This is a genomic window from Ferrimonas balearica (assembly GCF_019802055.1).
Classification (GTDB): Bacteria; Pseudomonadota; Gammaproteobacteria; order Enterobacterales; family Shewanellaceae; genus Ferrimonas; species Ferrimonas balearica_A.
Window position 1 is genome coordinate 43,360 of the sequence record NZ_JAHVHW010000014.1, and the last position, 18,052, is coordinate 61,411.

20 protein-coding genes are annotated in these 18,052 nt (G+C 58.5%); 15 read left to right on the forward strand and 5 right to left on the reverse strand.

Annotated features, from left to right (window positions below):
* Positions 1 to 3: 3 nt before the first annotated feature.
* Genes gspF through cysQ form a run of 11 tightly spaced genes read left to right on the forward strand, consistent with a single transcriptional unit; the run spans position 4 to position 8,280 of the window.
* Positions 4 to 1,227, forward strand: a complete 1,224-nt coding sequence (gene gspF, locus KUV52_RS18660) for a type II secretion system inner membrane protein GspF (protein ID WP_222527458.1) — start codon at positions 4 to 6, stop codon at positions 1,225 to 1,227.
* A 21-nt stretch (positions 1,228 to 1,248) separates the two neighbouring features.
* The gene (gene gspG / locus KUV52_RS18665; RefSeq protein WP_222527459.1) at positions 1,249 to 1,695 is read left to right on the forward strand and encodes a type II secretion system major pseudopilin GspG; all 447 of its coding nucleotides are present in this window, start codon (positions 1,249 to 1,251) and stop codon (positions 1,693 to 1,695) included.
* Complete coding sequence (gene gspH, locus KUV52_RS18670) at positions 1,695 to 2,315, forward strand: type II secretion system minor pseudopilin GspH (RefSeq protein WP_222527460.1); 621 nt, start codon at positions 1,695 to 1,697, stop codon at positions 2,313 to 2,315. Before gspG ends, gspH begins: the two co-directional genes overlap by 1 nt.
* Entirely contained in the window at positions 2,306 to 2,680 is a 375-nt protein-coding gene (gspI, locus tag KUV52_RS18675; RefSeq protein WP_315900215.1) for a type II secretion system minor pseudopilin GspI, read from the forward strand. Before gspH ends, gspI begins: the two co-directional genes overlap by 10 nt.
* A complete protein-coding gene (gspJ, locus tag KUV52_RS18680) occupies positions 2,661 to 3,419 on the forward strand; it encodes a type II secretion system minor pseudopilin GspJ (RefSeq protein ID WP_222527461.1) in 759 nt (252 codons plus the stop codon). Before gspI ends, gspJ begins: the two co-directional genes overlap by 20 nt.
* Positions 3,419 to 4,414 (forward strand): type II secretion system minor pseudopilin GspK, encoded by a 996-nt coding sequence (gene gspK, locus KUV52_RS18685; RefSeq protein WP_222527462.1) that lies wholly within the window; start codon positions 3,419 to 3,421, stop codon positions 4,412 to 4,414. The genes gspJ and gspK overlap by 1 nt, the downstream gene beginning before the upstream one ends.
* Positions 4,411 to 5,601, forward strand: coding sequence for a type II secretion system protein GspL (gene gspL / locus KUV52_RS18690; protein ID WP_222527463.1), 1,191 nt, complete (start codon positions 4,411 to 4,413; stop codon positions 5,599 to 5,601). The genes gspK and gspL overlap by 4 nt, the downstream gene beginning before the upstream one ends.
* The gene (gene gspM / locus KUV52_RS18695; protein ID WP_222527464.1) at positions 5,598 to 6,089 is read left to right on the forward strand and encodes a type II secretion system protein GspM; all 492 of its coding nucleotides are present in this window, start codon (positions 5,598 to 5,600) and stop codon (positions 6,087 to 6,089) included. The genes gspL and gspM overlap by 4 nt, the downstream gene beginning before the upstream one ends.
* A 10-nt stretch (positions 6,090 to 6,099) precedes the next feature.
* Positions 6,100 to 6,855, forward strand: coding sequence for a type II secretion system protein N (locus tag KUV52_RS18700; protein ID WP_222527465.1), 756 nt, complete (start codon positions 6,100 to 6,102; stop codon positions 6,853 to 6,855).
* Positions 6,856 to 6,862: 7 nt separating this feature from the next.
* Positions 6,863 to 7,417: an ADP compounds hydrolase NudE gene (gene nudE, locus KUV52_RS18705; RefSeq protein ID WP_222527466.1), complete on the forward strand. Its 555-nt coding sequence runs from the start codon at positions 6,863 to 6,865 to the stop codon at positions 7,415 to 7,417.
* A gap of 32 nt (positions 7,418 to 7,449) precedes the next feature.
* A complete protein-coding gene (gene cysQ / locus KUV52_RS18710) occupies positions 7,450 to 8,280 on the forward strand; it encodes a 3'(2'),5'-bisphosphate nucleotidase CysQ (protein ID WP_315900214.1) in 831 nt (276 codons plus the stop codon).
* Positions 8,281 to 8,313: 33 nt separating this feature from the next.
* Here cysQ and mnmH read toward each other — a convergent pair whose 3' ends face one another.
* Both mnmH and selD read right to left on the reverse strand, forming a co-directional pair.
* A complete protein-coding gene (gene mnmH, locus KUV52_RS18715; protein WP_222527467.1) occupies positions 8,314 to 9,411 on the reverse strand; it encodes a tRNA 2-selenouridine(34) synthase MnmH in 1,098 nt (365 codons plus the stop codon).
* Positions 9,408 to 10,442, reverse strand: coding sequence for a selenide, water dikinase SelD (selD, locus tag KUV52_RS18720; RefSeq protein WP_222527468.1), 1,035 nt, complete (start codon positions 10,440 to 10,442; stop codon positions 9,408 to 9,410). The genes mnmH and selD overlap by 4 nt, the downstream gene beginning before the upstream one ends.
* Before the next feature lie 176 nt (positions 10,443 to 10,618).
* On the opposite strand from selD, the gene KUV52_RS18725 reads away from it, so the two are divergent.
* Positions 10,619 to 11,926 (forward strand): endonuclease/exonuclease/phosphatase family protein, encoded by a 1,308-nt coding sequence (locus tag KUV52_RS18725; protein WP_222527469.1) that lies wholly within the window; start codon positions 10,619 to 10,621, stop codon positions 11,924 to 11,926.
* 79 nt (positions 11,927 to 12,005) lie between these two features.
* Here the strand turns inward: KUV52_RS18725 and KUV52_RS18730 are convergent, their stop codons facing one another.
* Positions 12,006 to 12,905 (reverse strand): alpha/beta fold hydrolase, encoded by a 900-nt coding sequence (locus tag KUV52_RS18730; protein WP_222527470.1) that lies wholly within the window; start codon positions 12,903 to 12,905, stop codon positions 12,006 to 12,008.
* A gap of 6 nt (positions 12,906 to 12,911) precedes the next feature.
* Positions 12,912 to 14,033 carry a fatty acid desaturase gene (locus KUV52_RS18735; RefSeq protein ID WP_222527471.1) on the reverse strand — a complete coding sequence of 374 codons (1,122 nt, stop codon included), beginning with the start codon at positions 14,031 to 14,033 and terminating at the stop codon, positions 12,912 to 12,914.
* A gap of 140 nt (positions 14,034 to 14,173) precedes the next feature.
* Between KUV52_RS18735 and fabR the strand changes: the two genes are divergently transcribed.
* Together fabR and KUV52_RS18745 are read left to right on the forward strand one after the other, a co-directional pair.
* A complete protein-coding gene (gene fabR, locus KUV52_RS18740; protein ID WP_222527472.1) occupies positions 14,174 to 14,767 on the forward strand; it encodes an HTH-type transcriptional repressor FabR in 594 nt (197 codons plus the stop codon).
* A 298-nt stretch (positions 14,768 to 15,065) separates the two neighbouring features.
* Positions 15,066 to 15,731, forward strand: a complete 666-nt coding sequence (locus KUV52_RS18745; protein ID WP_222527473.1) for a molecular chaperone — start codon at positions 15,066 to 15,068, stop codon at positions 15,729 to 15,731.
* 47 nt (positions 15,732 to 15,778) lie between these two features.
* Here KUV52_RS18745 and trmA read toward each other — a convergent pair whose 3' ends face one another.
* Positions 15,779 to 16,873, reverse strand: coding sequence for a tRNA (uridine(54)-C5)-methyltransferase TrmA (gene trmA, locus KUV52_RS18750; protein ID WP_222527474.1), 1,095 nt, complete (start codon positions 16,871 to 16,873; stop codon positions 15,779 to 15,781).
* A 189-nt stretch (positions 16,874 to 17,062) separates the two neighbouring features.
* Here trmA and murI point away from each other — a divergent pair, with 189 nt between their 5' ends.
* Positions 17,063 to 17,839: a glutamate racemase gene (gene murI / locus KUV52_RS18755; RefSeq protein ID WP_222527475.1), complete on the forward strand. Its 777-nt coding sequence runs from the start codon at positions 17,063 to 17,065 to the stop codon at positions 17,837 to 17,839.
* Positions 17,840 to 18,052 lie beyond the last annotated feature (213 nt).

Sequence of the window (18,052 nt, forward strand, 5' to 3'; positions counted from 1 at the left end):
GCCATGGCGGCGTTCGAATATCAGGCCCTGGACAGCCGGGGCCGTCAGGTCAAAGGGATCATCGAGGCGGACACCGCCCGTCAGGCCCGGGCTCAGCTGCGTGAAAAACAGATGATGCCGTTGGAGGTGACTCCGGCCGCTCAGAAGGAGCAGCGCAGCAGAGAAAGCCGCAGCAGCTTTACCCTGTTTAAACCCAAGATCGGTGCCACAGCGCTGGCGCTGATCACCCGGCAGCTGGCCACGCTGGTGGCCGGTGGTCTTCCCCTTGAGGAGTGCATCAAGGCGGTCGCGGAACAGAGTGAACAACCCCGTCTGAAAAGCATGCTGATGGCGGTGCGCGCCAAGGTGGTCGAGGGCTATGGCCTGGCGGAGTCGATGGCGGAGTACCCCCAGGTGTTCGACGAGCTGTACGTGGCGATGGTGGCGTCCGGCGAGAAGTCGGGTCATCTGGAGGTGGTGCTGGAGCGTCTGGCGGATTACACCGAGCGACGTCAGGAGCTGAACACCAAGCTGACCCAGGCTCTGGTTTACCCCATTATTCTGACCATCGTGGCGATCTCCGTGGTGGTGTTCCTGCTGACCTCCGTTGTGCCCGATGTGGTGTCACAGTTCGAGCACCTCGGACAGAGCCTGCCTGCCACCACCCAGTTTCTGATCGACATTTCGGATTTTCTGCAGCAATACGGGGTCTATATCCTGTTGGCGATTGCCCTGTTCTTTATTGGATTCAAGCAGGCATTGCGCAGTCCGAAGCTGAAATTGCGCTGGCATGAAACCCTGCTGAAGCTGCCGGTTGTGGGGAAAGTTTCCCGAGGACTCAACACCGCGCGTTTTGCCCGAACTCTGAGCACCTTGTCCTCCTCCGGTGTGCCGATGTTGGAAGCGATGAAGATCGCCTCCGATGTGCTGCTGAACCTGAAGGTCAAAAACGCCGTGTCCGAAGCGACCGGTAAGGTGCGTGAGGGGGCTTCGCTGCGGGCCTCTCTGCAGCAAACCAAGCTGTTCCCCCCCATGATGCTGCACATGATCGCCTCGGGTGAGAAGTCCGGCGAGCTGGATGACATGCTGGCTCGTGCGGCGGACAACCAGGATCGGGAGTTTGAAGCCCAGGTGAGCGTGGCATTGGCTGTACTGCAACCGCTTATCGTGGTGGTGATGGCCGGCATTGTGCTCTTTATCGTAATTTCCATTCTCCAGCCGATGCTGGCGATGAACCAGATGATTTAACTCATAAGAGGCAAACTAAGAATGAAACGTCGTACCCCTAGCCGGACCGCTCAGCGTGGCTTTACCCTGCTGGAAGTTATGGTGGTGCTGGTGATCATCGGGATCCTAGCCTCCATCGTGGCACCCAACCTGATTGGTTCCCGCGATACTGCCAACGTCCAGAAAGCCGTGACCGACATCTCCGGTCTGGAGAGCGCTCTGGGCATGTACTACATCCACAATAACCGCTTCCCCACGACTGACCAGGGTCTGGAAGCGCTGGTAACCCGCCCCAACTCCGGGCCGGAGCCGCGCAACTACCAGGAAGGCGGTTACATCCAGCGTCTTCCTACCGATCCTTGGGGTAACGCGTACTCCCTGGTGAGCCCGGGCGAACGTGGCCGCTACGATCTCTGCTCTGCCGGTCCGGACATGCAACTGGGCACTGAAGACGACATCTGTAACTACAACCTGGGCGACTTCCAGTAATGGCCATGGCCGCCTCCTGCTATCAAGCCTCGCGTCAGCGGGGCTTTACCTTGTTGGAGATCCTTCTGGTGCTGGTGGTGATGGGGCTCGCTGCGATGTCCGTCACCCTGGTGCTGGGCGGCGATCCCCGTCAGGAGGCGATGGAGAAAGCGGGTAATGAGTTTCGGGTCGTGGTTGGCATGGCTCTGGAGGAATCCACACTCTCTGGCGAACAGCTGGGGATCGTGATGGAGGACACCCACTACTACTTCGTCCGCTGGAACCTGGATACCGAAAAATGGGAGTCCCTGGCAGGGGGAGACCGACTGTACCGGGATCGGAAGTGGCCTGAATCGGTAGAGGCGTCACTGGAACTGGAGGGGATGCCTCTGATCCAGGAGGACGAAGACACCGAGTCGGAGTTTGGCCTCGATCAATCCCTGTTTGAGCTCAGCGAAGAGGAGAAACGGGCAAACCCCGAACCTCAGTTGCTGCTGTTGCCGTCCGGCGAGATGACCGGATTTACTCTGCTGCTGTTTTCCGATGTGCCCGGACAGCCTGACATCGAGATGGAGATGGTGGGCGATCCGTTGGGACGAATCAGCTGGCTGGCCGAGCTGGAGGAGGACCCGTGGCAATAAGACGGTCGCGCGGTTTTACTCTGCTTGAAGTGCTGGTGGCGATGACCGTTTTTGCCACCGCCGCCATTGCGGTGATCAACACCGCCAATATTCAACTTTCCTCCATCCCCATTTTGCGGGAGCGGACTTTGGCAGGCTACGTGGCGAATAACCGCCTGGTGGATGCCCAACTGGAGAGTGCCTTTCCCGACCTGGGAACCCGAAATGGTCGCACTGAAATGGCGGACAGACAGTGGTACTGGCGCCAGCAGGTGATCAAGGCGTCAGATGAAAACCTGCGGCTGATCCGGGTGTCGGTCAGTCTGGATGATCGCTTTGAGGGCACGCTTGCCCAGGTGGAAACCTATGTGGCGAAGCCGGACTGAGCGGGCGCAGGGCTTTACCCTGCTTGAGATGCTGCTGGCGATCGCCATCTTCGCGGTGATCGGAGTGGCGTCCGCCACCATTTTGCAGCAGGTCACTAAGGTGGATGGCGTCAGCCAGGGTGCTCAGGATGACCTGAAAGCGCTGCAACTAGCGATGAATCTGATGGAGCGGGACTTTGGCCAGATGATCCCCCGCACCTCTCGCAGTACGGCGACGGAGAACAGCCAGGCGTTGTTTGAAGCGGCGGAAAGCCTGTACGAGTCGGCCAGCGAAGGGATGCGATTTTACCGGTTGGGTTGGCTGAATCCTGAGGGGCGTTTGCCGCGGGGTTCGGTTCAGCAGGTGGTTTACCGGATCCAGGATGAAACGCTGCAAAGGCTCTATACCCTCTACCCCGACCCGGTGCAGGGCGAAGAGGCTCAGGTGCTGAATCTGCTTGAAGGGGTCATCAGCCTCAAATTCTCCTTCTACATCGAAGATAAGTGGCAGACCAAAGTGGATGGCAGCACGTTCCCTAAGGCGGTGGCGGTCGAGATGGAAACCCTGGATATGGGGATCATCGAGCGGCGCTTCCTGCTGCCAGATGGCTATGGCGGTCCAAGTGAAGAGGAGCCTGACAATGGCTCCGGTAACGGCTCGGGCAATGGCTCCGATGATGGCACAGGCAATGGCTCTGGTAATGGCACAGGCACTCAGGGAAGTGGAAGCGGTGCCGCTGGTGAGGAGGAGCCCGAGTGATGCGACGCTCCCAATCGGGCATGGCCCTGCTGACCGTTCTGCTGGTGCTGGCGGTGATCACCACTTTGGCAGCGGGAATGACCCAACGCAGCCAGATGTCGGTGCGCCGGACCACCAATCTGGCGAATTTTGATCAGGCTTATTGGTATGCGCGCTCCAGTGAAGCGCTGGCCAAGCGGGTGCTGAAGCAGGATTTTGAAGACAGCGACGGCACCATCCACCTCCAGCAGTACTGGGCGACTGCAAACGTGGTGTATCCGGTGGAGCACGGTCAGATTTCCGGCACCATTGATGACATGCGCACCTGCTTCAATCTCAATGCGTTGAGCCGGGAGCTGACGCAGGAGGAGCAGAACAAGGATCCTTATCAAAAACCCTTGGCGGGCCGACAGTTTATGGCCATGCTGGAGGCATTGGAGATAGATAACTATTACGCTGAAATGGTGGCGGATCGGGTACGGGACTTTACCGATGCCGACGATCGTCAGGACGGCACATTTGGCGCCGAAGATGCCGAGTATCAATCGCGGCCGGTGCCCTACCTGACCCCCAACCAGTTGATGGCTCACCACAGTGAACTGCGAGCCGTCCTGGGGGTAAACCAGAATCTGTACCGGGCGTTGCGGGGTTACATCTGTGCCATACCCGGAGAAGACAGCCAACAGTTGAACGTGAACACCCTACCGGTGGAGCGCGCCGCAATTCTGGTTGGCATGCTGGAGGGCAAACTGAGCCTCAGTGAGGCGGAGAGTGTGCTTCAGGCCCGTCCTGCAGACGGATGGGAAGATATTCAGAAGTTTTGGGATGAGCCGACCATGCAGAGAGTGCAGGTAGAGGCTCAGACCAAATCCACCCTGGTGGTGGACAGCAAGTATTTCCGGCTCCGCGGAGCCGCTAAAGTGGAAAACGCGGTGTTTCGATTGGAAAGCATTATGCGACGGGGCGGGGGCGATGGACTGACCGTTCTGACCCGCCAGTATGGAGGCCAACAGTGAGCGAAAGATTGGTGATCCGCCTGGGTGCCCAGGCACAACAACCGATCCCCTGGATCACCTGGTCCGAAGAGCAGCAAACGGTGATCAGTTCCGGTGTGCTGTCCGGTGCAGAGGGCCTGGCTAGCTTGTCGGAGCGGGCGGGAGGACGCCCGGTCGAGGTGCTGGTAGACAGCAGTGCCCTGACCCTGACGGAAGTGACCCTGCCTGCAAAGGCTCAGCGCCAGGCGGTTAAGGCACTGCCCTTTATGCTTGAGGACGAGCTGTCGGAAGATGTGGAGAAACTCCACTTTGTTACCGGCCCCCGGCATGACGAGCAACTGACCGTGGTGGTGGTGGCACATTCTCAGCTTCAGACCTGGCTTGGCTGGCTCAGTGAAGCCGGGCTGCCGGTGAAGAAGATCGTTCCGGATGTGTTGGCTCTGGCCCTGGTGCCCGAAACTGAACTGTCGCTACTGCAGCTGGAGCAGCAGTTGCTGCTGCGTACCGGTGAGGGCAGCGGCATGGTGCTGGAGTCCGACTGGCTGGAGATGATGGCCGAGTCCCTGAAGGGAGAGGGGCGCCCCTGGGCGCTGTTCACGCCGTTGGCGCTTCCGGAAGGGATTGAGGCAGCGGAGCAGACGTTGGAGCTGCCGATGCAGGCGCTCGCCCAGGGTTATGTCCGCACCCCGGTTAACCTGCTGACCGGCCCCTATGCGCCAGCCAAGGAGCTGTCGAAGCTGGTCACCGTCTGGTCCAAGGTCGCCATCGCGGCCGCCGTTCTGCTGGTGTTGGTGCTGGCTCACCGTGGGGTGTCCTGGTATCAGCTGGAGCAGGAGCGCACCGCGCTGCGCGCCGAGGGTGAGCGGATCTACCGTCAGCTGTTCCCGCAGGAGCGGCGTGTGCCCAACCCCCGCGGTCAGCTGGAAGCCAAAGTTCGTGCACTGGGTGGCGGCGGTGGCAGTGGTCAGCTGATGCCGATGATGGCCGGGTTGGAAACGGCCTTTGCTCAATTGCCCGACGTGCGTCCTACCGGTATTCGCTTCGATGGCAATCGCTCTGAGATCCGCCTGCAGCTGGTGGGTAAGGACTTTGCCCAGTTCGAGCGATTTAAGGAGCTCGCCAGTGGCCGTTTCAATGTGGAGTCCGGCGCAATCAATAATGACGCGGATGGTGTCAGTGGCGTCATGACTCTGAGGGCCAAGGGATGAACAAATATTGGCAGCAAGCCCAACAGTGGTGGAGTGACCGAACCGATCAGGAGCAGCGTTTGCTGACCCTTCTGGCCCCGGTTTTGGTGATCGGCCTGTTTTACTGGCTGATCTGGGCGCCCATCAGTAACGGTCTGGATCAAGCGGAGCGAGCGGTACAGGCGGAGCGGATGAATCTGAGCCAGATTAAGGAGAACGCCAGCCGCTATGTCAGCCTGCAGCGTGGCAGCAGCAACCGCCCCGGAGGTGGTAACCTGAGTCAAATCGTCAGTCGTACTGCGGCCAGTGCAGGGCTGACCATTGCCCGTATGCAACCGCAGGGCGATAACCTGCAGTTGTGGCTGGAGGACACCCAGTTTGAGAAGCTGATGGCGTGGCTGGCGGAGCTGCAGCAGCAGAATGGGGTCAATGTTGAGGCGCTGGATATCACCGCCGCCAATGACCCGGGATTGATTCAGGTGCGACGCCTGCAGTTGTCGCAACCATAACGGAGGGGCCGTGCGCGTTCTGAAATACACCCTGATTGGGGTGAGCTTGTATCTGTTGTTTTTGTTGGTCAACGTACCGGCAGCTTTGGTGTGGCAGTTGGCCCCTTTGCCTCAGGGCGTGAGTGCGGCTGGTCTGAGTGGCACCATTTGGAAAGGACAGGCGGACCAGGTCAGCGTCGCCGGCCGTCAATTGGAACAACTCAGCTGGGAACTGCACCCGAGTCAGTTGCTGACCGGACAGGCAGGACTCAGCTTCCGCCTGAATGGTGGTGTGGCCAAGGGGCAGGGAACCCTCAGTTATGGCCTCAGTGGCCTGGAGGTGGACAACCTGCGCTTCTCCGCGCCATTGCCCTGGTTGCTGGGCAACACCCGTTTGCCCTTCCGCACCCAGCTGGCCGGAAATGCCACTTTGAGCCTGAACGACAGTGCCCAGGGAACGCCTTGGTGTGACCGTCTCAGTGGTCGGGTACTGGTGGATGCACTGGATGTTCGTAATCAGTTTGGTCAATACCCGCTGGGTAACCTGGCTGGTACCCTGAGCTGTGATCAGGGCAACCTGAAGCTGTCTATGGATGAGGCAGAGAACAGCGTTGGGGTGCAGGGCGAAGCACTGCTGCTGGCGGATAACCAGGTTCAGGTTACCGCCCAGATCAAACCCACCGACAGCCAGCCGCAGGATCTGCGTCAGGCCCTGTCGTTCCTGGGTCAGCCCAACGCGGATGGGGCGTACCCCATCAACTACAACGGCCCCATTCCGGGGCTGTGAGGATGGAATGAGTAAGTCGGTCAAACCGGAAATTCTGGATGCCCGGGTCGTCGCTCAAAGTCGACTGTTCACGGTAGAACAACTGGATCTTCGCTTCTCCAACGGCGCTCAGCGCCAATATGAGCGCATGAAGGGGGCCAACCGCGGGGCGGTGATGGTGGTGCCGATGCTGGACCCGGAAACCATGCTGTTGGTTCGGGAGTATGCTGCCGGTACCCACAGCTATGAACTGGGATTCCCCAAAGGGCTGATCGACCCGGGTGAGGCGATGATGGATGCCGCCAACAGGGAGTTGCAGGAGGAGATTGGCTACGCCGCGCGGGATCTGACCCACCTGATGCAGGTGTCGCTGGCACCGGGCTATTTTGCCAGCCGGATGGAGATTCTGCTGGCCCGGGAGCTCTATCCCAGCCGCCTGACTGGGGATGAGCCGGAGCCATTGGAGCTGGTGCCCTGGTCGATTTACGAAGTGGATAAGCTTCTATCTCAGAACGATTTTTCCGAATCTCGCTCAATCAGTGCCTTGTTTTTGGCGTTGAAGCAGTTGAAACTTGGTCTATGACTGAGTCTGCGCATTTTTAAGGTGGTACTGTCGTGACTCCCCTCCATACTCTGTTGGAACCCGTCATCACCATTGCCCGTGATGCGGGACTGCAGATCCGTTCCATCTATGAGGCTGGGCAATATCAGGCTCTGACGAAATCCGATAATACGCCGGTCACCTCGGCGGACCTGGCGGCCCATGAGTCCATCGTCGCTGCGCTTAAACACCTGACACCAGACACCCCGATCCTCTCCGAGGAGGACGCTGAGATCCCCTTGTCGACCCGGCAAAGCTGGGCCGAGTACTGGTTGATCGATCCTCTGGACGGCACCCAGGAGTTTATTGCCGGCAGCGGTGAGTTTGCCGTCAACATTGCACTGGTTCGCGATCACCAACCGGTGCTGGGTGTGATCTACGCGCCGATGAGCGACATCTGCTATTACGGCGCCAAAGGGCAGGGTGCCTTCAAGCGGGAAGAGGGTCTGAGTATACCGATCCACAGCCGTGATGTGGGCCCGGAGGACGCGCTTAAGATCGCGGTCAGCCGACGTCAGCGACGGGAAGCGGTGATGTCCCGTCTGGATGAGAAGCGTGAATACCTGCTGCTGCCTTTTGGCAGCGCTTCGCTGAAGTCCTGCATGGTGGCGGAGGGTAAAGCGGACTGTTACCTCCGCCTGGGTCCTACCGGTGAGTGGGATACCGGTGCCTCGCAGTGCATTGTGGAGGAAGCGGGCGGTAAGATCGTGGATACCTGCTATCAGCCCCTGAGCTACAACCAGCGTGAAAGCCTGGAAAACCCCAACTACATGGTGCTGGGAAGCCAGAAATTGCCCTGGCCAGAGATCCTGCCTCCCGGGCCGGAGTGCTATTTGCCGGAATAAGAAAAGGCGGGGAGAACCCCGCCTTTTTTGATCTCAGGCTCCCCGCTCATCGAGGAACTGGTGCACCGCTTGAGGCGGACCCTGGAACAGCACCGGCGCGGTCTGTTTCTCCAACTGGTAGCGGTACATCGGGTCGTAGTAGTGGGTCAGCATCATGCTGATCCAGCCCCGGTGTGACTCAACCTCTCCGCTGCGCTGTTGTTCTGCCAGAGCCTGGCACATGCGATCACGGAGATCCTGGTGCAGAGCGCCACCCAAACGTCGACGGATCCGATCCAGACTGCCGAGCAGATAGGCTTCAAACTGGGCGAACCCGGTTTCCGGATCCAACGCCAGGTAATCCTGCGCCATGATGGTGACATAGTCTTTGGTGATTTGCGCGATGCGGGCATCGTTGTCCACCTCCAGCATCACCCGCGGAGCCTGGGTCATCGATTCAAACAGGGGCAGCGGGATCGACTCTCGTCCGATCAGACGACTCTCATCCTCCAGCAGCAGCTGGCGGTGCCCCGCTTCCTGGTGACGCATCAGGGCGATCGCCAACTGGTTTTCGAAGTCGATCTGGCTGGGTTGTCCTTCGATGCGTCGACCAAAGCTGGAGCCACGATGATTGGCAATGCCTTCAAGGTCGACGCTGTCGGCCCGCGCATTCAGGAAGTCGGTTTTGCCGCATCCGGTCATGCCGCCCAGAATCACCAGATCTCCCTGTTCCATTACCCGGTCAGTCTCCCCGATAAGGTAGCCGCGCATCCCCTTGTAGCCACCCTCGATGTAGGGCCGCATCACCCCAGCTTCCGCAAGCCAGCGTTGGCTGAGCTGCGAGCGCAACCCGCCACGGAAGCAGTAAAGCAGCGTGTCGGGGTATTGGGTGACCTGCTCAAGCCAGGCGTCGATTCGGGCTTGTTTGATTGGCCCGTGAACCAATTGGTGACCCAGAGCAATGGCCGCTTCCTGCCCCTGCTCTTTGTAGCGGGTACCAACCGCTTCCCGCTCGCTGTCGGTCATCAGCGGCAGGTTTCGTGCGGCGGGAAACGCGCCTTTAGCGAACTCCACCGGAGCGCGAAGATCGATCAGCGGTCGGTCGCTCAACAACAACCGACGGTACTCGCTCTGGGGGATCACTTCGCTCATAGCACTTCCACCAGGGGGCCGTTGGCGGGGGCAAAGAGTTCACCAATGCACTGGTGAGGGAGACCCGCCGCCTTCAGGCACGCCACCACGTCCGCTTCGGACTCAGGATTGACCGCCACCAGCAGACCGCCAGAAGTTTGGGGGTCGCACAGCAGTGCCCGTTGCTCTTCGGTCAGCGCACCGATGTGTTGACCGTAGCTGTCAAAGTTGCGGCCGGTGCCGCCGGGCACACAACCCTGAGCCAGGTAGTGGGATACCTTGTCCAGACGCGGTAGGGCATCAAACTGGATGCGTGCGCTCAGGCTGGCACCCTGGCACACCTCGATAAGGTGTCCTGCCAGGCCAAAGCCGGTGACGTCGGTCAGCGCATTGACTCCGTGAATGCGGGCCAGCGCAGTGGCGATGGTGTTCAACTGGCACATGGCCTCGATGGCGATGTTGCCATCCTCCTCCGCCAACTTCTTCTGCTTCTGGGCTGTGGTCAGGATGCCGATCCCCAGCGGCTTGGTCAGGTAAAGCTTATCGCCCGCCCGCGCGGTATCGTTTCGCTTCAGGCGCTCCAGCGGCACCTGTCCGGTTACCGCCAGGCCGAAAATCGGTTCAGGGGCGTCGATGCTGTGCCCTCCAGCCAGCAGAATGCCGGCATCGCGACAGGCCGCGCGGCCACCGTCCACCACCTGCTGGGCAATCTCCGGGGCCAGCAGATTCACGGGCCACCCCAGGATCGCGATCGCCATCATCGGCGTACCGCCCATGGCGTAGATGTCGCTGATCGCGTTGGTGGCGGCGATCCGGCCGAAGGTGAAGGGATCGTCGACGATCGGCATAAAAAAGTCGGTGGTGCTGATGATGCCGGTGTGCTCATCCAGCGCGTACACTGCTGCATCATCCCGGGAGGCGTTGCCCACTACCAGACGGGGGTCAGTGAAGGTCGGCAGCTGGCTGGCCAGAATGGTATCTAGCACCTTGGGGCTGATCTTACAGCCGCATCCGGCACCGTGGCTGTATTCGGTGAGTTTTATCTGACTCATGGGCACATTCTTAACAACAGAGAAGGAGGCATGATACCTCATGGCGGCGAGCTCTGGATCCTGACCACAAATTTGAGCGGAAAGTCATCACAAATCCGTCCCTTGCCTTGAGCCCGTCAGCCGGTGGAGATAGATTGTGATGCCAATGACTTCCGCCTCTGCAGTACGGAGAACCCATGCAGTTCAAAACCTTGGGCCTTGCCCTGTGTGCACTGATGCTGAGCGCATGCAGCGACTCCAGCTCTACCAAGAATTTCACCGGCACTGTCCGTTTTGCCACTTTTCATGTTGATATGGCGTATGACGACAGCCGGGGGTACTTCACTCTGCTGGAGCAAACCGGCGACGACCAGGACCCCCGCCTGGCCAACCTGGCTGCCATCCTGCAACAGACCTATCAGGAATCTCAGCCCGATGTGCTGCTCCTGACCGGCTTCTCCACCAGTGTGACCGAAGGTGGTGTGGCGGATGAGACCGCCGTTGAGCAATTTCAACAGAACTATCTGGCCAAAGCCCAGGCCTCTGATCTGAAGGGCCTGAGCTTCCCCTACCGCTATGTAGCTTCGACCAACTCTGGCCAATTCGTTCCTTTCGATGTGAATGGCGATGGCAAACTGGCATTGCCGGACGATGCTCAGGGCTACGGTCATTTCCATGGCCAGAACAGCTTTGTGCTGCTTTCCAAGTATGCGCTGGATAACGAGCAGGCCCGCACCTTCCGTCAGTTCAAATGGAGCGACGTGACGGGAACCGCTAAGCCGCCCCTGGATAATGGCAACGAGATGGACGAGCAGGCCTGGCAGGCATTGAGCGTGATGGATACCAACTTTGTCGACATCGCCATGCGTCTGCCTGATGGCCGCCAGATCAGCCTGCTGCTGACCCAGCTGGCCAACCAGCAGCCTGGAGCGGATGCGTTACGGTCTAACTGGTTGCAGCAGCGTAACGGGGCTCAACTCGACTTTATTGCTGATTACATCAGTGATCGTAAAGACGGCGATTACCTGGTTGACGACAAGGGACGCCGTGGTGGGGTAAACCTGGGTCGGCCTTTTGTGTTGATGGGTAACCTTAACAACGATGAGGATCCGTTCCGCCTCACCGTCAGCACGCCTTGGGCGGATACTTACGAGATCAACAGCAGTGCCATCCGCAAGGTACTGTCCGACAGCTATCTGTTGGGTTCCAACGGTCGATTCAATACCGACAGCCTGACCCCTACCAGTTTTGGCGCTGAAGAGTACAAGATGAGCGTGGGCTCTAGCCATATTCACCCGCAGGTGTGGACCAGCCTGAGTGGTATGCGTTTCAGCTATGTGCTGCCCCATAAGGATCTGCACATCTCCGCCAGTGGCGTGTTCTGGCCGGCGCTGGGTGAGGCCGGTTTCGAATGGCTCTATCAGGACAGTGGTGAGCAGGACCCGAGCCTCAGCTCTCACGAACGGATGGTCTGGGTTGACGTGGACTTTGGCCGTTCCAAATGAAGCTAATCCATAAAAAAAGGCGCCATCAGGCGCCTTTTTTGTGGCTTATCCAAAAGCGACTCTCCTTTTCGGAGGCACACTACTCTGCCATCGTTTGGGCGCTGGGAATCTGCATTGCGGACAGAACCGCCGATGGCGCTTCCAATTGGGGATAGTGGCCAACACCGGGCAGTTCTGCCACCTGGCCATGGGGGCAGAGCTGACGGAAACGGTCTACCAGTTGCTGGCCCGATATGGGGTCTGCCAAGCCATCGATCAAAGTCAGTGGTTGAGCGGCGTGTTGCAGGGCCCCAACCCAGCGGGAGCGGTGGGTAACACGCTCAGCCATGTACTGAATCAGCGACGGAATAACCCGTTGGCCCTGATGGTAGCGCAGCAGTTGCCAAAGAGTATCGAGTTCCATCTGGTCTGGTGGGGTCTTCCCCCATATCCGCTTGAGGCTGGCCTGAAAGCGACCTCGACCCAATAACCGGGCAAGCAGAGGTCCTAACGGCCCCGCCATCAGGCGCTGAATGCGCAGGGGTTGATGGGCTTCGGGAAACAGTCCGCCGTTCAGCAGGGTCACCGACAGCCAGGTGATCTCTGTGCTGCCCTCCTGCTCCCGGGCCATCAGTTCCTGAGCGACGGTGTCTCCATAATCGTGAGCCAGGATCGCCGCTTGCGGGATCGCCAGATGGGACAGCAGATCCAGAATCATCTGAGCTTGATCGGCAATGCGGTAGATATAGGGGTGGGGTTTATCACTCAGGCCAAAACCCAGCATATCAACGGTAAGCAACTGGTAGTGGCTCGACAGCGTTGGCCAGAGTGCCCACCAATCCCAGCTGGCGGAGGGAAAGCCGTGGATCAGCAGCAGGGTAGGTTTTCCCGGGTTGGGGTGGAATCGATAGAACAGGGCGTGATGTTGCCAGTGGAAGGTCAGGCCTGCGGCACGCCACTCCTCCATAGAGGGCGGTACCGCAGGCGAGAGGGACGTCATAGGACGTTACGCTACCTGAGCGTGCAGTTGGGCTCGAAACGTCTGCCACTGACGCTTCTGGTGCTCAAAGGTCTGACGCAACTCCGCCAGTTGAGCGCGAGCGCTGCGGTCCAGTTCGTGTTTATGGAGCGCCAATTGACGCTGCTTTTCGGCGTAATAGCGCTGCAGCTCGGCCAAAAGACGGTCGTACTCCTCCTCAAGTTTGGTCAGCCACTCGCTTGCGCTGTGGTGTTCAGCTAACAACCGTTGGCTGGACTTGAGTTGCATCGCCAGACGGGCGGATTCGATGCGGTCTGCTGGCACTTTTCGGAGATCCTTGGCCAGCCCCATTTTCGCCAACGCCCGGATCAGCCATTTGGTGGGGTCGAAGTGCCACCAACGGATGCCGTTACGGTAGTCGTACTCAAAGGTGTGGTGGAAGTTGTGGTAGCCCTCGCCGAAGGTCAGCAGCGCCAGCACGCCGTTGTCCCGTGAGCTGTGCTTGTCGCTGAAGGGTTGGGTGCCCCAGATGTGAGCCAGGGAGTTGATGAAGAAGGTGCCATGATGCACCAGCACCAAACGCAGCACGCCAGCCAGCAGCAACATGCCCAACACGTCACCGGTCATCCAGCCAATCAGCGCTGGCAGGCCGACGTTGGTGGCCAGAACCCACTTACCATAGTGGTTGTGCTGGTTCATCACGATGGGGTTTTTCTGCAGGTCGCGAACATTGTTGTAGAGATCCGGGGTGACCTGCTGGTACTCCCTCAGCATCCAGCCGATATGGCTGAACCAGAAGCCACGCCCCGCCGAGTAGGGATCGCGGTCATTGTCATCCACATGCTTGTGATGGCGGCGGTGATCGGAGCTCCAGTGCAGGATGGAGTTCTGCAGCGCCATGGCGCCACCAATGGCCAGCAGCCACTGTACCACCGGGTGGGCGCTGTAGGCTTTGTGGGACCAGAGGCGATGATAACCCGCAGTGATGGACAGGCCGCTCCAGGCCCAGAACAGAAAGGCGACCCAAAGGGCTTCGGTCTGGTAACCCTGAGAGAACCCGTAAAGGGGCACCAGAACGGCAGCACCGAGGAAAGTCAGCACAAACAGCAGCGTGTTGACCAGGATAAGACGAGGCTTGCTATCAGACATGGGTATTGTTCTATTTTGGCTTACAACTGTTAGCCATTTTCGTCACAACTGAAGAAAATGCAAGCGCCTGCAGGGTCAGGATGCGAAAACGGGTGGAAAGGGTTACTATCTGCCTGTTTTGCCGAATTGGGATAAGAATCATGGGGATCCGAGCCCAGCAGAAAGAGAAGACACGTCGAGCCCTGGTGGACGCGGCGTTCAACCAACTCAGTGCCGAGCGCAGTTTCTCCAGTTTGAGTCTGCGTGAAGTGGCCCGAGAGGCGGGTATCGCCCCTACCTCTTTCTACCGCCACTTCAAGGATATGGAAGAGTTGGGCCTGACCATGGTGGACGAGGGCGGCCTGACCCTGCGCCAGCTGATGCGTAAAGGGCGCCAACGTGCTGCCGAAGGGGGCAGCATTGTGCGTGTCTCCATTGAAACCTTCCTCGAGTTTATCGATAGCAATCCCAACATCTTCCGCTTGTTGTTGCGGGAGCGTTCCGGCACCTCAGCGGCGTTTCGTTCTGCCGTGCAGCGCGAAATCGAGCACTTTATTGCGGAGCTGATTGAGTATCTGCAGGCCACCACCGATCTGGCGACGGAAGTGGCCCACGCTCAGGCCGAGGCGATGGTGATTCTGGTGTTCAGCGCCGGGGCCGAGGCGATGGATATGACGCCGAAAAAGCGCAAGGTGCTGGCAGAGCGGCTGGTACTTCAGCTGCGGATGATCATCAAGGGCGGCGCGTCGCTGTAACCTACCCCGTGCTGCTTCAGAACTTTGCAGGACTGGCCCGGCATGCAGTTCATCGGGCCTTACTGTTTGGATGTATTAGAGAGTGAAAGCTTAAGCACACGCTTCACTAAGTCATAAAAGCGTTCCGTCAGCCTCTGTGCTAACGAAATCTGTTCACTCGAAATCTGTATATCAATCTCACCACCAGCGGCAGATTTGAACTATCTCCCTTCTCTTACCTAGCAGCCACTTGAGTGGTAAAAGCCAGAGAACGCCTCGAGTTGCTAACGTGGGTTGAGTTTGATCAGCAGGTGGCACTATGACGGTGAAAAAAGCGGAGCTTAAGGTGGTGAGGGCTGTGGCTCATCTCTTTCAAGCCACTTTGATAAGTGGGCCTGAGCGCAGCGTCGTTAACCACCTGCAACAGAGTCAGTTGGCTGTTGAGTGGCCTGAAATTGGCTGTAATGGTCGACGGCTGGAGCAAGGATTGAAGTTACTAGGGACATATCTTAAAGAGTGGAAGGGCAGTGATACCCAAATCGAAGCCTTGAAGCTGGACCATGGCCGCCTGTTCCTCGGCCCTGGGGAACCCTTGGCTGCGCCATGGGGATCGGTCTATCTGGAAGCGCCCCCCTCGGTAAATGGCGAATCCACCCTGGCTTTCTCAGATTTCCTGCGGGTAAAGGGCATCCAGATTACCCAAAAAACCAATGAACCTTTGGATCACATTGGCACCCAGTTTGCGGTTTTATCTTTTTTATTGGGCAAGCTGGCTGAGCAACCGGACAGTACAGAGACCACTGCCGTATGTAAGAGTTTGCTGGCGGACCACCTGCTGCCCTGGGCGGACCGTTGCCTGGAACGGGTTGAAGAGTTTGCGACCACTCATTACTACAGAGGGCTGGCGATTCTTGCTCGTGAATACCTCTGTTACCTCAGGCGGGTGTTCGATATTCGCTGTATCACTGTGCCGCTGTTCCGTTAAGGACGGCGTGGATAAAAAAAGAAGGCCGCTTAATGCGGCCTTCTTTTTTAGCTGATGCGCTCCAGCAGCACACCCGCTTCCATATGGTGGGTGTAGGGGAACTGGTCGAACAGCGCCAGTCGAGTCAGCTTGTGGGTCTGACTGAGCGTTTTCAGGTTCTCCAGCAGAGTGTCAGGGTTGCAGGAGATGTAGAGGATACGCTCGTAGCCCTGCACCATCTTCTCTGTTGCCGGGTCCAGACCGGCACGCGGCGGATCGACAAAGATGGTGTTGCAGCGGTAGTCGGAAAGATCGATCCCTTTGAGGCGACGGAACTCCCTTACGCCGTTGATGGCATCGGTAAAGTCCTCTGCAGACATTCGCAGAATGGTGACATTGTCGATGTTGTTTCTGGCGATGTTGTACTGGGCGGCTTCAACAGAGGGCTTGGCCAACTCGGTCGCCAGAACTCGCTCAAAGTTCTGAGCCAGCGCCAGGGAGAAGTTGCCGTTGCCGCAATAGAGTTCCAGCAGGTCCCCATCACTGTTACGGGTGACGTCCACAGCCCACTCGAGCATCTTCTCCGCCACCTTGCCATTGGGCTGAGTGAAGGAGTTCTCGATTTGCCGGTAGTGGTAGGGGCGACCGAAGACATGAAGCACTTCGTCTACGTGGTCCTGCTCAAGGCAGACCTTCTGCTTCCGGGCACGACCGATAAAGTGCACTTTATTGTCCCACCGGGCACGCAGTTCCCGAATGGCATCGCACCAGGCGTCGTCCAACTGGCGATGGTAAAGCAGGCTGATCACCAACTCCCCACTCAAAGTGGAAAGGAAGTCCACCTGGAACAGCTTACGGCGCAGCACCGGATCCGGTTTCAATGCCTCAATCAGCTTTGGCATGTACTCGTTGATCAGAGCGCTGGCGGGCAGGTATTGGGTGACCTCAATCTTAGCCTGCTGAGTCTGATCAAACATGATGTAGTTCAGGTCGTCACCATCGTGCCAGACCCGGAACTCGGCACGCATGCGATAGTGCTCAGGCTCAGAGGCAAACACCTCCAGTTCGGGAGCATTAAAGGGCGCGAACAGTTCACGCATACGATCGCATTTTGCATCGAGCTGTGATTGGTATTGGCGGGGATCAAGGGCAGCCAGATCCATCAGGGTCTCCACTGGGCAACTTCAAAGGGGGCAAATTCTAACCACCCGACGGCGCAAGTCCAGTACTGCCGCCGGGAACGGGGTACTGCGCCTCGATAAACGTGTCGTGAACCGGGACAAGAGGAGAGGAACCCAGTAGGATCCGCACCGTAACCTTCTTCTGATTCTAACTGTTATTGCGAAAGACTCATGGGCGCGATCCTGATCTTCGATTCTGGCCTGGGCGGCCTCACTATCTACCAGCATGTTCGGCAGGCGTTGCCGAACCACCGTTATCGCTACCTGGCCGACAGTGCCCGCTTCCCCTATGGCGAACTGAGTCCACAAGCTTTGATTGATGGATGCGTAGCGCTCATCCAACAGCAGATAGAAGCGGAACCGGTGGATCTGGTGGTGATCGCTTGCAACAGCGCCAGCACTCTGGTGCTTGAACCTTTGCGTGCCGCAATCCATTGCCCGGTAGTCGGGGTGGTGCCAGCCATTAAACCGGCCGCTGCCATGAGCTACAGCAAAGTGATAGGCCTGCTGGCGACACCGGGTACCGTTAAGCGTGCCTATACCGATGAATTGGTTGCCCAGTTCGCAGCGGATTGTGAATTGGTCCGGGTCGGCAGCAGTGAATTGGTTTGGCTGGCGGAACAGAAGCTAGCGGGCAAGGCGGTCTCTCGATCGGAGTTGGAACCCATACTCGCTCCCTTTATTCAGCAGCAAGCCGACGTTGTGGTTCTGGGTTGTACCCACTTCCCTCTATTAAGAGACGAGATCGCTCAAGTGCTCGGGCCCAGGGTCAGGCTGGTCGATTCCGGAGCGGCAATCGCTCGGCGGGTCAGCCAGCTTTTAGGTGATGTGGGAACGGGATCAGAGAAATTTGATGCCTCCTATTACTACACCGGTCAGACACCAGACCCTCAAGTGTGGGCGTTTTTACAGCAGCAAGGGTTTCGCTGCATGGAAAAGTGGCTTTAATTTTCGCCAAATCGTATGCCAAATGCGCGAGCTGGCGGCGAAGTGTCCAGTTGAACCAAATTTCTGAAAATACCCCTTGCCGCCGCCGAATCCGGCCCTATAATGCGCTCCCTGTCGACGGGGCAAAGCGAAACAGAAAGCGCTGAGCCACCAAGGCCTCCAAGAGGGCTTGGTTAAAACTTCGACGGTCGGAAAGGAAAGTTGAAAAACACC

Bases quoted from the DNA above. Each gene is read 5' to 3' on its own strand.
- KUV52_RS18735 (WP_222527471.1), bottom strand. From the start codon at position 14,033: ATGTCTGATAGCAAGCCTCGTCTTATCCTGGTCAACACGCTGCTGTTT.
- fabR (WP_222527472.1), top strand. From the start codon at position 14,174: ATGGGGATCCGAGCCCAGCAGAAAGAGAAGACACGTCGAGCCCTGGTG.
- gspM (WP_222527464.1), top strand. From the start codon at position 5,598: ATGAACAAATATTGGCAGCAAGCCCAACAGTGGTGGAGTGACCGAACC.
- gspK (WP_222527462.1), top strand. From the start codon at position 3,419: ATGCGACGCTCCCAATCGGGCATGGCCCTGCTGACCGTTCTGCTGGTG.
- gspH (WP_222527460.1), top strand. From the start codon at position 1,695: ATGGCCATGGCCGCCTCCTGCTATCAAGCCTCGCGTCAGCGGGGCTTT.
- KUV52_RS18725 (WP_222527469.1), top strand. From the start codon at position 10,619: ATGCAGTTCAAAACCTTGGGCCTTGCCCTGTGTGCACTGATGCTGAGC.
- murI (WP_222527475.1), top strand. From the start codon at position 17,063: ATGGGCGCGATCCTGATCTTCGATTCTGGCCTGGGCGGCCTCACTATC.
- gspF (WP_222527458.1), top strand. From the start codon at position 4: ATGGCGGCGTTCGAATATCAGGCCCTGGACAGCCGGGGCCGTCAGGTC.
- selD (WP_222527468.1), bottom strand. From the start codon at position 10,442: ATGAGTCAGATAAAACTCACCGAATACAGCCACGGTGCCGGATGCGGC.
- gspG (WP_222527459.1), top strand. From the start codon at position 1,249: ATGAAACGTCGTACCCCTAGCCGGACCGCTCAGCGTGGCTTTACCCTG.
- nudE (WP_222527466.1), top strand. From the start codon at position 6,863: ATGAGTAAGTCGGTCAAACCGGAAATTCTGGATGCCCGGGTCGTCGCT.
- KUV52_RS18730 (WP_222527470.1), bottom strand. From the start codon at position 12,905: ATGACGTCCCTCTCGCCTGCGGTACCGCCCTCTATGGAGGAGTGGCGT.
- gspJ (WP_222527461.1), top strand. From the start codon at position 2,661: ATGTGGCGAAGCCGGACTGAGCGGGCGCAGGGCTTTACCCTGCTTGAG.
- mnmH (WP_222527467.1), bottom strand. From the start codon at position 9,411: ATGAGCGAAGTGATCCCCCAGAGCGAGTACCGTCGGTTGTTGTTGAGC.
- trmA (WP_222527474.1), bottom strand. From the start codon at position 16,873: ATGGATCTGGCTGCCCTTGATCCCCGCCAATACCAATCACAGCTCGAT.
- KUV52_RS18745 (WP_222527473.1), top strand. From the start codon at position 15,066: ATGACGGTGAAAAAAGCGGAGCTTAAGGTGGTGAGGGCTGTGGCTCAT.